Source organism: Rhodohalobacter sp., assembly GCF_041686455.1.
GTDB lineage: Bacteria > Bacteroidota > Rhodothermia > Balneolales > Balneolaceae > Rhodohalobacter.
On sequence record NZ_JAWLDW010000073.1, the window covers coordinates 1 to 13,732 of the forward strand.

Below are 13,732 nucleotides of genomic sequence, written 5' to 3' on the forward strand. Positions count from 1 at the left end.
AGGTCATATACTGTCGTTTAGCAGCCTGGGTACCGATGAGAGTGTGGAATCGATCACTCTGGATGATTTGAAAGCGTATTATGAAACAAATATTTCACCTTCTGTTGCCAACTTTCATATTGCCGGATCTATTGATCAGGGCACCGCTACAACTTCGCTTTCTGATCTGAAATCACAATGGGAGGCCAAGTCGGTTGAACTTCCCGAGTTTGAAACGCCGGAGCCACCTGAGCAGTCACAAGTCTATTTCTATGATGTGCCGAATGCGTCGCAGTCTGTATTGAGAATTGGTTACCTGGCCATGCCGGAAACGGATGAGGATTACTACCCGGCAACGGTGATGAACTACATTCTTGGAGGCGGTGGATTTGCATCACGCCTCACGCAGGAGCTTCGTGAAGGAAAAGGTTACACCTACGGCATCGGCTCCGGATTTTCAGGCAGCAATCTGCCGGGACCGTTTTCTGTAGGCAGCGGTGTGAGAAGCAATATTACTTTTGAAGCTCTTGAGTTAATCCGTGATATCATGGCAGACTACCCGGATACATTTACTGAGCAGGATCTGGATAACACACAGAGCTTCTTGCTGAAGAGCAATGCCCGGGCATTTGAAACCCTTGGAGCAAAATTGGGAATTCTTCAAACCATGAGCGCCAATGGATGGTCGGCCGACTATATCAACGATCAGCAGGATGTTGTCCGCGAAATGAGCCGTGAGGAGATTAGCGAATTGGCAAGGAAATACGCCAACCCTGATCGCATGTATTACGTGATTGTAGGCGACGCCCGTACACAATTGGACAGACTTCGTGATTTGGGATACGGAGATGCGGTTTTGTTGAACGACTAGTTTTAGCCACTGAAACACAGAATGTTGACAAAAAAATCTCCCCCAGAAGGGAGTGTCCCGATTGCATTTCGTCGGGACGAGGGGTGTTATTTTTATTGAATGAGTGATTTGAGGGAATGTCGAACCGCAGAATACTGAATGCGAATAATGAAGTAACTTCACTTCGAAATTCGATATTCAGAGTTCTACATTCTGCGGTTTAGTCTATCATGTTTTTTCCGCAGTTTTCACACTTTTCACAAAAATGGAAATCAATTCGTTACACTCTTTCAGGGCTTCAGTAAATGTTTGATAATTTACAATCAGGCCCGACTTTTTGATGATTTTCAAATTGATGAACGTTTCCCGGAGTTCTTTTAGCGAAATTTTCATCTTATGGATAAAGTCTTTTCTCGATTCGGCGCCCTGGGCTTCACCGTAATTGAGCGCGGGAGCCGTGCCAGATCTGATTATTTGTTTACCTAAATGATTGCCGGTGTAGTTTTTCGGAAGTTGTTCTGCAACTTTAATGATGTGTACTGCAAAATCAATTAATCGGTCTTCAAGGTCATAAATTTTCATACTTATACTCTTTTCGCTTTATTCTTTGTATGTATGAAACGTGAAGAGCAGATTCCTTACAGTTTTGTATCAATAGAATAGGGTGAGAGAATGTCGAACCGCAGAATACTGAATGTCGAATAATGAAGTAATTTAACTTCTAAATTCGATATTCAGAATTCGATATTCTGCGGTTCAAAAGCTCCAACTCAGTGAACTCCGTGCTTCCGTGGCCTATTCCAAAATTGCACATTTACTCTAAAAGTATATTTTGAAAGGTGAATCCGACAACGCTCTATAAACTCATTGATCTGTGCCGGCAAGCTTAGTCGCTGCTTTATCGCTCATTCTTTTCTTTATCGGTTACCGATACTACTCAAAGTATTTGGCTGAAAAGATCTATCAGCTCAATCCGGACTTCATGACTCCGGCGCACGAATTCAACGATGGAAGAGATTATGTGCCGGCCAACAAGTTTGTACTTTTGGGTCATCATTTTACATCCATTGCCGGTGCTGCTCCCATTGTAGGTCCGGCAATAGCCGTTTACTGGGGCTGGGTTCCGGCGATGCTTTGGGTGGTATTCGGGACTATCTTTGCGGCCGGTGTTCACGATTTTGGAACTATGGTGCTCTCGGTTCGTCACAAAGGACAATCTGTAGGAATGCTGGCTGATAAACTGGTAGGTCGCCGGGGACGGCTTCTCTTTCTATTCATTATCCTGATTTTGGTGCTGATGGTAAATGCCGTCTTTGCCTGGGTCATATCAAACCTCTTTATCAGTTTTCCGGCTACGGTCATCTCCATTTTTATCCAGATTCCATTGGCCATCTGGATTGGTTTCAGGGCATACAAAAAGAGCGGCAACATGCTCATCCCTTCAGTGATCGTATTGGTAGTCATGTATTTTACAGCCATTATTGCAAGTTACGTTCCGGTGCTGCAGATCGACCTTGTCTCCTATTTCGGGGGTGAAGAAGCCATTACGCTTATGGGTCTAACCGGTGTGGAGTTAGCCTTTCTCACCTGGATCGTCGTGTTGATGGTCTATGTCTATTTTGCATCCACTTTGCCGGTCTGGATGCTGCTTCAGCCACGGGACCTGATCAATGCCTATCAGCTTATTTTGGGGTTAGTCATTCTCTATTTGGGACTTTTTGTGATCAGTCCGGAAATTACGGCTCCACCGACGAATACGGATGTAGGAGATGTAAGCTGGTTTCCGCTCCTCTTCATTACGATTGCCTGCGGGGCGATCTCCGGCTTTCACGGACTGGTATCCTCAGGAACTACGGCCAAGCAGCTGGACAAGGAGACCGATGCCCGGTTTGTCGGATATCTGGGAGCGATCGGTGAAGGTTCACTGGCGCTGATTACCATTGTTGCCATTGTTACCTACTTCAACACAACCGGAGAGTTTTTAGAGAACTACCATTCGTTTGAAGCTGCCGGCGCAAACGGTCTTAATATTTTTGTAGAGGGTGCAGCCTATTTAGCGACCGGACTCCTCATTCCGTTGGAAGCGGCTCAAACGATTATTGCCGTCATTGTGATCAGTTTCGCTGCCACAACGCTCGATACTTCCGTTCGGCTGATGCGCTATATTTTGAATGAGTTGGGCGAGGAGTACAAGGTAAAACCGCTGACCAAGCTTCACACATCAACACTGATTGCTGTGGGAGCAAGTGCGGCTCTTGTACTGCTGCCGGAGGGTCCGCGGGGTTTGGGCTCAGGTGGATACCTGTTATGGCCACTATTTGGAACATCAAACCAGTTGCTGGCCGGAATTAGTTTACTGCTGATTACCATCTGGCTAAAGCGTTTGGGAAGGCCGATTATCTACACGCTTGTTCCTATGATCTTTGTGTTGTTTATGACTCTCTGGGCCATGGTTGAGCAGGTCATTTTTGATTGGTCTGGGCTGGGCGAGTCTGATTTCAATCTGCTTCTCTTCTCTTTTGGAGCCATCATACTTGGATTTTCAATCTGGATCATATTGGAAGCGTATACCCTTTTTCGGAAGAAGAGTAGTGAGTAGGGTTGAAGAGTAGTAGGTATCAGGTATAGAGTACAAAGTACTTGATACTCCATATCCAGTGCTCTACTATTGTCTAATAAATTGAATGAAAATCATAGCTTCAAAATATTTGATTACTTTCTCGCAGAGTTACGCAGATGAATCCGCTGAGTCTCGCAGATATTCAGCGTAAATCTGCGGATAACTCAGCGATATTCTGCGAGAAACAAAAAGGGGTCCATGTAGAAAATGATTTGGTTAGTCGATTCAATACTTTATGCTCATAAAATCCCATAGTTGTAAATCCAATTCTTCTCCGTACCTTGTGCACCTTCAACTGACGTTCGACGTTGACCTGCCCAACTCGGTACCTTTTTGCCTCTCTTCAGTAGTTCTCTCCTGAATGCTTGTAAAACGCGCTTTTGGCCAGGGAGTATCTCCGAAATGTTTAAAAAACACAAGAGCGGAGCGATGCGCGTGGAGAGCGACAGATATTTTATAACAGGATAAAAAAGGATGATTTTGCAGCAACTTGGGTGAATTATGATTCACAATCAGGTGGCTATCTATATCCTTCATTCCTTACAAACAAAAGACAAACAATGAAAAATTCTTCTTTTTCAGAGCTGGGAATTCAGCCTGAAATTCTCAAAGCTGTAAATGAAATGGGCTTTGAAGCTCCGACATCCATACAGGAAAAATGTATACCCCAGATACTAGCGGGTAGAGATCTGGTAGGACAGGCTCAAACAGGAACCGGTAAAACCGCAGCATTTGGAATTCCGGCGCTACAGATGGCCAATAAAGGCTCCAAAACACCAAGCGTTTTAATTTTAACTCCTACGCGGGAATTGGCTATCCAGGTTACAGGTGAACTGATTAAACTTGCGAAGCACGTTAACGGAGTATTTACTGTGCCGGTTTACGGCGGTCAGCCGATCAGCCGCCAGCTTAAAGCCCTGAAAAAAGGAGCTCAGATCGTAGTTGGAACTCCGGGCCGGGTCATCGATCACCTGAAGCGCGGCACCCTCAAGCTTGGCGCACTGGAAATGGTTGTACTTGATGAAGCTGATGAGATGCTCAACATGGGTTTTCGTGAAGACCTGGAGCAGATTTTAAGCTTTAGTAAAGGTAAATCACAAACGGTCATGTTTTCTGCTACTGTTCCAAAAGCGATTAAAAATATTATGAATCGCTGGATGGAAAATCCGGAAATGATCAAAGTGGAAGGCAAAGCTCAAACAGCTGAAGGCATTGAGCAGTATGTTATGGAAGTGCGCGACTCCATGCGGGTTGAGGCGATATCACGCGTAATTGATATGACCGGAGCCAACCTGACTCTGGTTTTCTCCAATACAAAACGCAGATGCGATTCTCTTGTACAGGAGTTTCAGGCCAGGGGATTTTCGGCTGATGCCCTTCACGGAGATATGCGCCAAAACGTTCGCGATAAGGTGATGAACAAGTTCAGATCCGGAAAAATCGAGCTGCTGGTGGCGACGGATGTTGCTGCTCGGGGACTGGATGTGGATGATATTGATATCGTATTTAACTATGATGTGCCGCAAGATCCGGAGTTTTACGTACACCGAATTGGGCGAACCGCACGCGCAGGTAAATCCGGAATGGCCATTACGTTTTCTACCGGAAGGAAGAGAAAAAGCATCCGTTTTATTGAAAAAATTATCGGCACAAAGCTGATGCCACTTCCAATGCCCTCATCCAAAGAGGTGCAAATGTCGAAGATGGAATCGCACCTGGATGAAATCGTTGAAGTACTCCAGAAAGGTGGACTAAGAGAATATATTGATCAGCTGGAGCCGCTTGCAGAAGGTAATTACTCACCGATTGAAATAGCAGCTGCACTGATGAAGATGAAGTTTGAGAAGTAGATTAATGAAATGAGGTATGAGTCCTGAATCAAGAGAAATATCTCAAGACTCAGGACTCATTTCTCAAATCTGAATTAGTTACCTACAAAAAAAAGACTGTTGGCAACCAGCAGTTTTCCATTCTCCCAGAATCCCCTGAAGAGGGGATTATCGATCATATAAACCACCTGACCACTACCATAGTTTTGAACGCCAAATGAGAGTGAGTTTTCAATCATTGGTTTGGCTTCAGCTCCTGCAAACCCGCTTCTGTACGAATTGTCACGGACGGTACCTACATTCCATCCAGAATCCAGATAGCTGTAGGAGTCTGCACTTAGCTTGAGCGTATAGTATTCTGACTCATAGCCGTACGCTAACGGATGCGTTGTATCAAAAGACACTTCAAATGCTGAACCTGATGTGGTTGTGCTGATATAACGTCTGGACCGGTTGTCGTAAGGCGCCAGCTTCTCTTCGTTTGTTGGTTCCTCAGCCTCGGTCTGTTTTCGTGCAAGCTGAAACCCATTTCTTTCCGTGAAGTTTCGGTTTGCATTTGCAATCAATACCAGATTTCCGCCATCACGAACCCAACTTGAGATTTTTTCGATAGCGCTGTCAGTTAACACACCATTGTAAGATCCTGATGGAAGAACCAGCGTGGTGAATTTGGAGATATCCGCACGCATAAAATCATCCGTATTGATTTGTGTAGTTGGGTAATGAAGCTGCTGATCGAAGTAGTGCCACACTTCTCCTGCGCTTAGAGATGACGTCCCTTCACCCATCAAAACAGCAATTTCAGGTTTTTCAATGTAACTGACATTATTAGATCCAAAATCTGAACCGGAGGTTACAAAACCGGTGGATGCTCCAAAGAGATCTCTGCTATGATTATCTGCTGCCACTTGAACTATTTCGTCAAATTCATCATCCAAATGAGAATTGTTGCCACGCATGATAATCAGTGAACCGCGCTTAAAGGACTGTCCTTCTATCTCAAAATCGACGGTAGAAAAGCGGCTTTTTACTCCGTTCTTGGTAATCTCAGCGAGAAACCGCGCATCATCCATGTTGTCCCAGTCGGTCACATAAGCATACGGTTTATCAGCACCGGTAACCGAACTGTTTCGGTAGTCATCAGCCGTAATATTTTGATTTGGGTTGATATTTGATTCCAATGCGAAACCATCAACTCCAAAACGGTAGTGAGCTTCCCAGGTAGTAATATCGTATGTAAGAGAGTCAGACAACTCCGGATTTGGCTCAAAGAATACCCGGGCCAGTTGTCCTTGCGGCTGATAAACACTTATTACAATATCGTCCTCTGAAATAGATACACGCTCACTTTGCCCGCTCTTGTAGTTATAGGCATTTGTGTTACGGTTTGAGCCGGCTGTACCATACTCGATTTGTTGTGAATCGAGGAAAGTCAGCATGTGATGAATTTTATCGGGATCGTTGTCCGCTTTAACCACAAATGATTTATAGGTACCTGCGGGATCGTTGGCCGCTTTTTCAAAATAGTTGGCAAACTCCCGGACTACACGGTCGGCATTTAAAGCCGTCACTTCAATCGTGGATATTCCCGCAACGTGATGATGCGTAAGCCGGTCTTTAAGAGTAAGTGTATCTCCTTCTTCTGTTAATACAGCAGCACCTGCACTGCCGCCTCCGGCCTTCTCATAGGTCATGCCAATAGCACCGTTGTACGTTGGCCAGGTATCACCATAGCTAGGGTAAAAAAGGTCAAAAACTTCACGTGTGTAGTAAAGCCAGCTGTTATCGTCGAAATATTTGGTGTGATTTTTACCGATAATGGTTTGAAACTCTTCCTGCCAGTCGGTAATCACGTTGTGATACGGTTTCGCTGCAGGGGCAAAATAGTATGGAGAGTTATATCCCATTTCATGGAAATCAACGTGAACATGCGGCATCCACTGCTGGTAAACGGCAATTCTCTGCTGCGACTCTACCTGTGTTTGCCACGCCCAATCGCGGTTCATATCAAACAGGTAATGGTTCGCACGACCTCCGGGCCACGGTTCGCGGTGCTCGCGGGCAATTGGGTCGGGGTTGTACTCTGTACCAATTACACTGTTAAACCAATTTACGTACCGATCTCTTCCATCGGGGTTGATCATCGGGTCAATAATCACAACAGATTCGTTGAGCCACTCTTTGCTCTCCCGGTTTGATGGGTCAACAAGCTCATAAAGCGTTTTCATGGCGGCTTCACTGCTGTTCGTCTCATTTCCATGAACGTTGTAGCTGAGCCAGGTAATTGCTTTTTGATTTTCTGTAGGCTCACCCTCTTCAAGTCCGGTCAGTTTGAGATTATTTAAACGAATCTCTTCGAGATTGGAGTGATTTTCCCCCGAAGTAACAACCAGGTAGACCAATTCCCGATGTTCGTAAGTTTCACCATATGAGTGAATTGTTACCAATTCAGAGTTGTCTGCCACATGAGTAACATAGCTCAAAACGTTGTGATGTGGGGTGTATCGCTCTCCAAGTTCATAACCGAGGTAATCTTCAGGTGACTGAAGCTGAGCAAAGGCCCCGGTTGAAAAAAGAAAGAGTATCAGAAATGCACTTATGCTTTTTATCGGTTTTTTCATAATGTAGTAAGCCTGTTGATTTGGTTGCAACAAATTGAAGCGTAACTTAATCAAAACCGATAACTGCTAAAAGCCCCTAATTAGTTTGAGATTCAAATTTACAATCTTTGTCATCCTCATGTTATGGTCGGCACACCTGGAAGGCCGGCAATCCACTGAATTAGATCTTCGATTTACAATTTTGCACACGAATGATGAGCATTCTCACCTGATTCCGATTCCGGCAGTGAATGATCATCCCGAATACAGAAATTTAGCCGGCGGTGGAGTCGCCAGACTGGCCGGTGCAATTGAGACGGTACGAATAGAAAAAAGTCAGACAGATGAGCCTGTACTTCTTTTTTCGGCCGGGGATATTTTAGGAGGTCCCGCTTTTGGCTGGCTTCCACTTAAAGAGGGCCTGGCTCCTGAGCTGAACCTATTTCAGGAAATGGGATACGACGCCATTACCATCGGTAATCACGAATTCGACTATGGTTCTGATATCTATGCCCGCTACCTTTCGGATGCCGGTTATCCGGCTTCAGCAGAACAAACGGTAATCTTGGGAACCAATGTACGCCCACCTCAGGATCACCCGCTAAGTGATCGGGGAATTAAAAATCATTTCGTAAAAGAACTGGACAATGGATTGCGTATTGGGATCTTCGGTTTGATTGGAAACGATGCCATCTCAAAAACGGCAGAACCCGGTCCCGTTCTGTTTGATGATCCATTTGAATCAGCCAAAAAAGCAGTAGCGGAACTTCAGGAGCAGGATGTGGACATGATCATTTCAGTGAACCACTCCGGAGTAGCAGAGGATCGGCAACTGGCTGAACTTCTCCCTGAGATTGACATTATCGTCGGCGGGCATACTCACACGGCCCTCTTTGGGCCGATCTATGTGGGGGATACGATCATTGTTCAGGCCGGCAACTACATGCAGTACCTGGGCAGACTGGAGCTGAGCTATAATCGTGAGATTGATGAGGTATCGATTCTAAACGAGGAGAACGGTAATACGTTTTTGATCCCGATCGATTCAACGATCAATGAAAATGAGAATGTATCTGAGGAAGTGAATCGGTATACGGAAATTTTAAATGATTGGCTGAGGGATTTTACCGACGGAGGAGTAAAAAATATTAGAGAGACGATCGCATATTCAAACTTTCCGGTCTATCGAAATGAAATTCAGCGCGAATCAGCGATCGGTAATTTTGTAACGGATGCCATGAAATATTCTGCTGAAAAAGTATTGGATCACCCAATTGATATTGCCGTTCAGGCAAATGGCGCTATTCGAAGTGATATAGAACCGGGAACGGAGGTTTGGAATCAGGGTGAAATTACATTTTATGATATGATGATGGCTTTTGGGCTTGGGTCAGGAGATGACGGAACGCCCGGTTATCCGGTGGTCTCATTCTATCTAACGGAGCAGGAAGTTCGCAACGCTCTTGAGGTGTCCATACTTCTGTCAGAACTGATGGGCGACAACTATTTTCTTCAATTTTCCGGTTTGAACATGATCTACAATCCGGACCGTGCTGTACTTTTTACCGTTCCATTTGTCGGAACACCCATTCCATCCTCTCGATCTGTTTTAAGAGCAGAATTGGTGAGTGGGGAAGAAGTTACCCCGATACGGAAAGATTCAGATCAGCTGTTTCACGTTGTGACGGATTACTACATTGCAGGGTTTTTGCCGATGGTTGGTGAGAGATTACCTAATCTTGCAATTACGCTTCGTGACGAAAATGGCCGTGCTATTTCACTTGATGAAGCCATCATAATGGATGGAAATCAACAGTTGAAAGTTTGGACCGGAGTGCTGAACTATGTTCAGTCTTTTGGAAAAAATGAAGACGGAATACCGATTATTCCAGCCCGTTATGAAGCCCCGGAAGGAAGGTTAACCATAGCCTATACTCTTCCGTTATGGGTCTGGCCGGTGGCCGTCCTGCTATTGGTAGCTTTAATTATTTTTCTGATTATGCGGAAAAGGCGTTAGAGTAACTACATTTCAACGAACCCAAATCGTATGGAAACAGTCATTACTTTTTTTGAAAATGTACCCACAACCTTCAGGGCATTTATTCTGATTGGCGGTATCTTCATATTTTGGGTAATGGAAGGTGTTATTCCTCTCTTTCAATTTACCTACAACAAGGTGCGCCACGCCGGAATCAACCTGACGTTCACTCTTTTTACGGCTACTATCGGATTTGGGCTGGCAGGTGTTCTCTACTTCACATCGTATTGGGTAACGGAAAATGAGTTCGGCCTTTTACACCTCGCTGATTTTCCCCTTTGGGCCAAAATGATCATCGGGGTAATGCTGCTCGATTTTATGGGCGCCTGGCTGATTCACTGGATAGAGCATAAAATAAAATGGATGTGGAAATTTCATCTGGTTCACCACAGTGATACAACTGTGGATGTGACCACAGGCCTTCGGCATCATCCGGGCGAGACAGTATTCAGGATCTTCTTTACTATTTTGGGAGTCTTTCTTGTGGGAATACCAATCGGAATTGTAATGCTTTATCAAAGCCTTTCTGTACTATTTGCGCATATTACACATGCCAATATCAATATGCCGCGAAAAATAGACCGGACTCTATCATATCTTTTTGTTACGCCGAACATGCATAAAGTTCACCATCACTATACCCAGCCGCTAACCGACACCAATTACGGAAATATATTTGCCGTATGGGATCGATTGTTTGGTACTTTTGCGGAGGTAAATAATGTTCAGCACTTAAAGTATGGAATTGATACACATTTGGATCCTGCTGAACATGGGCATTTAGGCAATTTATTAAAGATCCCGTTTCAGCAGTACAGGCCACCGACGGATGCAACATTGAGCGATACAGTTGACTTGAAAGTGGAGAAACTCGGTAAAAACAGAAGATGAACCTAAAATTTTACGCTTATCAATATGGCCGAAGTAAAAAACAATAAGGAGAAGAACCGATATGAACTGTCAGTAAATGGGAAAACGGCTGTTGCAGAATATATTCTGAACAAACAGGGTGTTCTCTTTTTTACTCATACTGAAGTTCCGGATGAACATGAAGGCCAGGGAGTGGCGTCAAAATTGTTGGAGGCTGCATTCAGAGATGCTGAAGATAGAGACTTGAAAATTGCTCCTATCTGTCCGTTCGTAAAATCTTATCTGCAGAGGCACCCGGAGTGGAAAAGACTGCTGGCAGAGGAACATCGGTTTTAGTTTCTTTTTGCAACCTTTTGCAGTGAATCATTGATACTTTTTGTTTCTTTAATCTGGCAATCTACAATAAATAAGATCTTGGCTTTTATGAATCAACTGATACGAAACCTTTCCATTTTACTATTTGCAGGACTATTTGCGGTTTCCTGTGCAACAACGGATCCTGCTTCATCGGTATCCGGCTCTGACTCATCCAGTGCTGAACCTTCCGACTCAAATGGTTACAGCAGCGTTATTACCGCCGAAGCTGAAACCCAGCGTGGTGTTGTGGACGTACACACTGTGGGCGATAAAATTTATTATGAAATACCGGATTCCCTTTTAGGCCGTGATTTTCTGATGGTTAGTCGCGTGGCAAGTGTTCCGAATAATTTCTTTGGGTTTACCAGCAGCGGCTCCAAAACTGCGGAGCAAGTCATTGCTTTTGAAAAGGTGAATGATAAAATTAATATTCGCCAACGCCTTTATAACAGCGTTGCGCCGGACTCTCTCCCAATTTCCCGATCGGTTCGAGCAAACAACTACGAGCCGATTATTGCATCTTTTGATCTGGAAGCAATCGGCCCGGACAGTACGACTACGGTTATTGAAGTAAACGACCTTTTTGAAACAGATGTGTCGGCTATTTCAGGACTGCAGGGATGGTTACGGAGTTCTTATCAGGTTCGTCGTCTCGATGGCAGTCGAAGCTATATAGAACGTGTTCGTACCTATCCGGAAAATGTAGAAGTTCGACATGTGATGACCTACGAAGCGATGAACCCGCCATCTTCTTCCAACACCAACAGTATTTCACTATTGATGAATCAGTCAATGGTTCTGCTTCCAAGTGAGCCGATGCGGCCGCGCTATCACGACTATCGCGTTGGCTGGTTTACCGTCAATCAGCTCGATTTTGGCTCAGACGAGCAAAAAGCTGCTACACGATCACTGATTCGACGATGGAGACTTGAGCCATCTGATCCCGAAGCCTACGCCCGGGGAGAGCTTGTTGAGCCGGTTGAGCCTATTGTTTACTATGTAGACCCGGGAACGCCTGAAGAGTATCGCCAGGCTGTGATTCAAGGGGTTGAAGACTGGAATGTTACGTTCGAAGAAGCAGGTTTTAAAAATGCGATTCAGGCAAAACTACCGCCTACCGAAGATGAGGACCCCGATTTTGAACCGGAAGATATTCGTTACAATATGGTTCGATGGATTGCCAATACCACACGTAATGCCACCGGGCCGAGCATGACGGATCCCCGAACAGGTGAAATTATCGGGAGTGATATCATCTGGTACCACAATCATATTCGATCCTACAGAAACCGTCTGATGCTGGAGACCGGTGCGGCTAATCCCAAAGCGCAAAATCTGCGGGTTGACGATGACTACCTGAAAGAGGCGATCCGACAGGTGATTGCGCACGAAATTGGTCACGCACTTGGACTGCCTCATAATATGAAGGCAAACTCCTCCTATCCGGTCGAGTCACTACGAGACCCTGAATTTACTTCGGAGTATGGAGTATCGGCTTCTATCATGGATTATGCACGTCAGAATTACATTGCCCAGCCGGGTGACGGGGTGGAGCGATTTATCCGAAAAATTGGCCCGTACGATAGGTATGCTATCAATTGGGGGTACAGGGTTATTCCGGAAGCGGAAACGTCTGAAGATGAAGTTTCCACGCTAAATCAATGGATTCTTGATAAAGCTGAAGATCCGATGTACCGCTTTGGGCAGTCAACCGGTTATGATCCGTCTGCACAGACAGAAGCCTTATCTGATGACCCGGTTCAGGCATCCACATATGGAATGATGAACCTGCAGCGAGTCACACCAAATCTGATTGAGTGGACCTCACGTCCCGGGCAGGGCTACGACGATCTGGAAGAGATTTACGGTGAGCTGATTGGGCAGTGGAGCCGTTATGTAGGCCACGTGATCACCAACATTGGCGGAGTTTATATGGAGCGTATTGCATCTGATCAGGATGGAAATGTTTATCGTCCGGTTAGTAAAGAGTATCAGGAAAAAGCGATGGAGTTTATGGTGGAGAATGCCTTTACTACTCCGCATTGGTTGCTGGATGAAAACATTCTGAGAAATATTGAACATGCCGGCGCTGTTGAGCGAATTCAGTCTTTGCAAGGTCGCCATCTCAGAAGCGTGATGAACACATCCCGAATGTTGCGTCTGATTGAAGATGAGGCTTTCAGGGGAAGTGATGCTTACACTATTGAGGAGATGCTGGAAGATGTTCGAACAGGCGTTTGGAGTGAACTTGCCTCCAGCTCATCCATTAATGTCTACCGCAGAAATCTTCAGCGAACTTATCTGAATTCTGTGGAATCTCTGATGGAAAGCGATAATAGCGATGTAGATGGAAGTGACATCAAGCCATTGCTGCGGGAAGAGCTCAGAACATTGAGAACGGAAGTGGATCGTGCTGTGAACCGAACGGTAGATCGAAGTACGGTTGTACACCTTCAGGATGTACAAAACCGAATTGAGAATATTCTCGACCCAAAATAGTTCAAATCACCCGTCAGACCGAACCAAGCGGTCAGACGGGTGACAATAGTAAAAATTCTTCAAGACCTGCCAGGTTTTTAAAACCTGGCA

Annotated in this window: 9 protein-coding genes; 7 read left to right on the plus strand and 2 right to left on the minus strand. The window is 45.1% G+C overall.

What is annotated here, in order from left to right; all coding sequences use genetic code 11:
• Positions 1-850, plus strand: an 850-nt coding sequence (locus ACESM0_RS09260) for a M16 family metallopeptidase (RefSeq protein ID WP_372905807.1), incomplete at its 5' end; no start/stop codon positions are given.
• A 207-nt stretch (positions 851-1,057) separates the two neighbouring features.
• On the opposite strand, the gene ACESM0_RS09265 is transcribed toward ACESM0_RS09260, so the two are convergent.
• Positions 1,058-1,411 carry a four helix bundle protein gene (locus tag ACESM0_RS09265; RefSeq protein WP_101074212.1) on the minus strand — a complete coding sequence of 118 codons (354 nt, stop codon included), beginning with the start codon at positions 1,409-1,411 and terminating at the stop codon, positions 1,058-1,060.
• Between the two features lie 292 nt (positions 1,412-1,703).
• Here ACESM0_RS09265 and ACESM0_RS09270 point away from each other — a divergent pair, with 292 nt between their 5' ends.
• Positions 1,704-3,428, plus strand: a complete 1,725-nt coding sequence (locus ACESM0_RS09270; protein WP_372905809.1) for a carbon starvation protein A — start codon at positions 1,704-1,706, stop codon at positions 3,426-3,428.
• A gap of 581 nt (positions 3,429-4,009) precedes the next feature.
• A complete protein-coding gene (locus ACESM0_RS09275; protein ID WP_372905811.1) occupies positions 4,010-5,299 on the plus strand; it encodes a DEAD/DEAH box helicase in 1,290 nt (429 codons plus the stop codon).
• Positions 5,300-5,373: 74 nt separating this feature from the next.
• Here ACESM0_RS09275 and ACESM0_RS09280 read toward each other — a convergent pair whose 3' ends face one another.
• On the minus strand, positions 5,374-7,899 hold the full coding sequence (locus ACESM0_RS09280; RefSeq protein ID WP_372905813.1) for a M14 metallopeptidase family protein: 2,526 nt from the start codon (positions 7,897-7,899) through the stop codon (positions 5,374-5,376).
• Positions 7,900-8,017: 118 nt separating this feature from the next.
• Between ACESM0_RS09280 and ACESM0_RS09285 the strand changes: the two genes are divergently transcribed.
• From ACESM0_RS09285 to ACESM0_RS09300, 4 genes are all read left to right on the plus strand, one after another.
• Entirely contained in the window at positions 8,018-9,895 is a 1,878-nt protein-coding gene (locus ACESM0_RS09285) for a bifunctional metallophosphatase/5'-nucleotidase (RefSeq protein WP_372905815.1), read from the plus strand.
• Positions 9,896-9,925: 30 nt separating this feature from the next.
• Positions 9,926-10,807 (plus strand): sterol desaturase family protein, encoded by an 882-nt coding sequence (locus ACESM0_RS09290; RefSeq protein ID WP_372905817.1) that lies wholly within the window; start codon positions 9,926-9,928, stop codon positions 10,805-10,807.
• Between the two features lie 24 nt (positions 10,808-10,831).
• Positions 10,832-11,122: a GNAT family N-acetyltransferase gene (locus ACESM0_RS09295; protein WP_372905819.1), complete on the plus strand. Its 291-nt coding sequence runs from the start codon at positions 10,832-10,834 to the stop codon at positions 11,120-11,122.
• 87 nt (positions 11,123-11,209) lie between these two features.
• Positions 11,210-13,642: a zinc-dependent metalloprotease gene (locus ACESM0_RS09300; RefSeq protein ID WP_372905821.1), complete on the plus strand. Its 2,433-nt coding sequence runs from the start codon at positions 11,210-11,212 to the stop codon at positions 13,640-13,642.
• The last annotated feature ends 90 nt before the right edge of the window (positions 13,643-13,732 follow it).

Excerpts from the sequence above, each read along its gene's own strand:
- ACESM0_RS09265 (WP_101074212.1), bottom strand. The coding sequence starts at position 1,411 with ATGAAAATTTATGACCTTGAAGACCGATTAATTGATTTTGCAGTACAC.
- ACESM0_RS09275 (WP_372905811.1), top strand. The coding sequence starts at position 4,010 with ATGAAAAATTCTTCTTTTTCAGAGCTGGGAATTCAGCCTGAAATTCTC.
- ACESM0_RS09280 (WP_372905813.1), bottom strand. The coding sequence starts at position 7,899 with ATGAAAAAACCGATAAAAAGCATAAGTGCATTTCTGATACTCTTTCTT.
- ACESM0_RS09285 (WP_372905815.1), top strand. The coding sequence starts at position 8,018 with ATGTTATGGTCGGCACACCTGGAAGGCCGGCAATCCACTGAATTAGAT.
- ACESM0_RS09290 (WP_372905817.1), top strand. The coding sequence starts at position 9,926 with ATGGAAACAGTCATTACTTTTTTTGAAAATGTACCCACAACCTTCAGG.
- ACESM0_RS09295 (WP_372905819.1), top strand. The coding sequence starts at position 10,832 with ATGGCCGAAGTAAAAAACAATAAGGAGAAGAACCGATATGAACTGTCA.
- ACESM0_RS09300 (WP_372905821.1), top strand. The coding sequence starts at position 11,210 with ATGAATCAACTGATACGAAACCTTTCCATTTTACTATTTGCAGGACTA.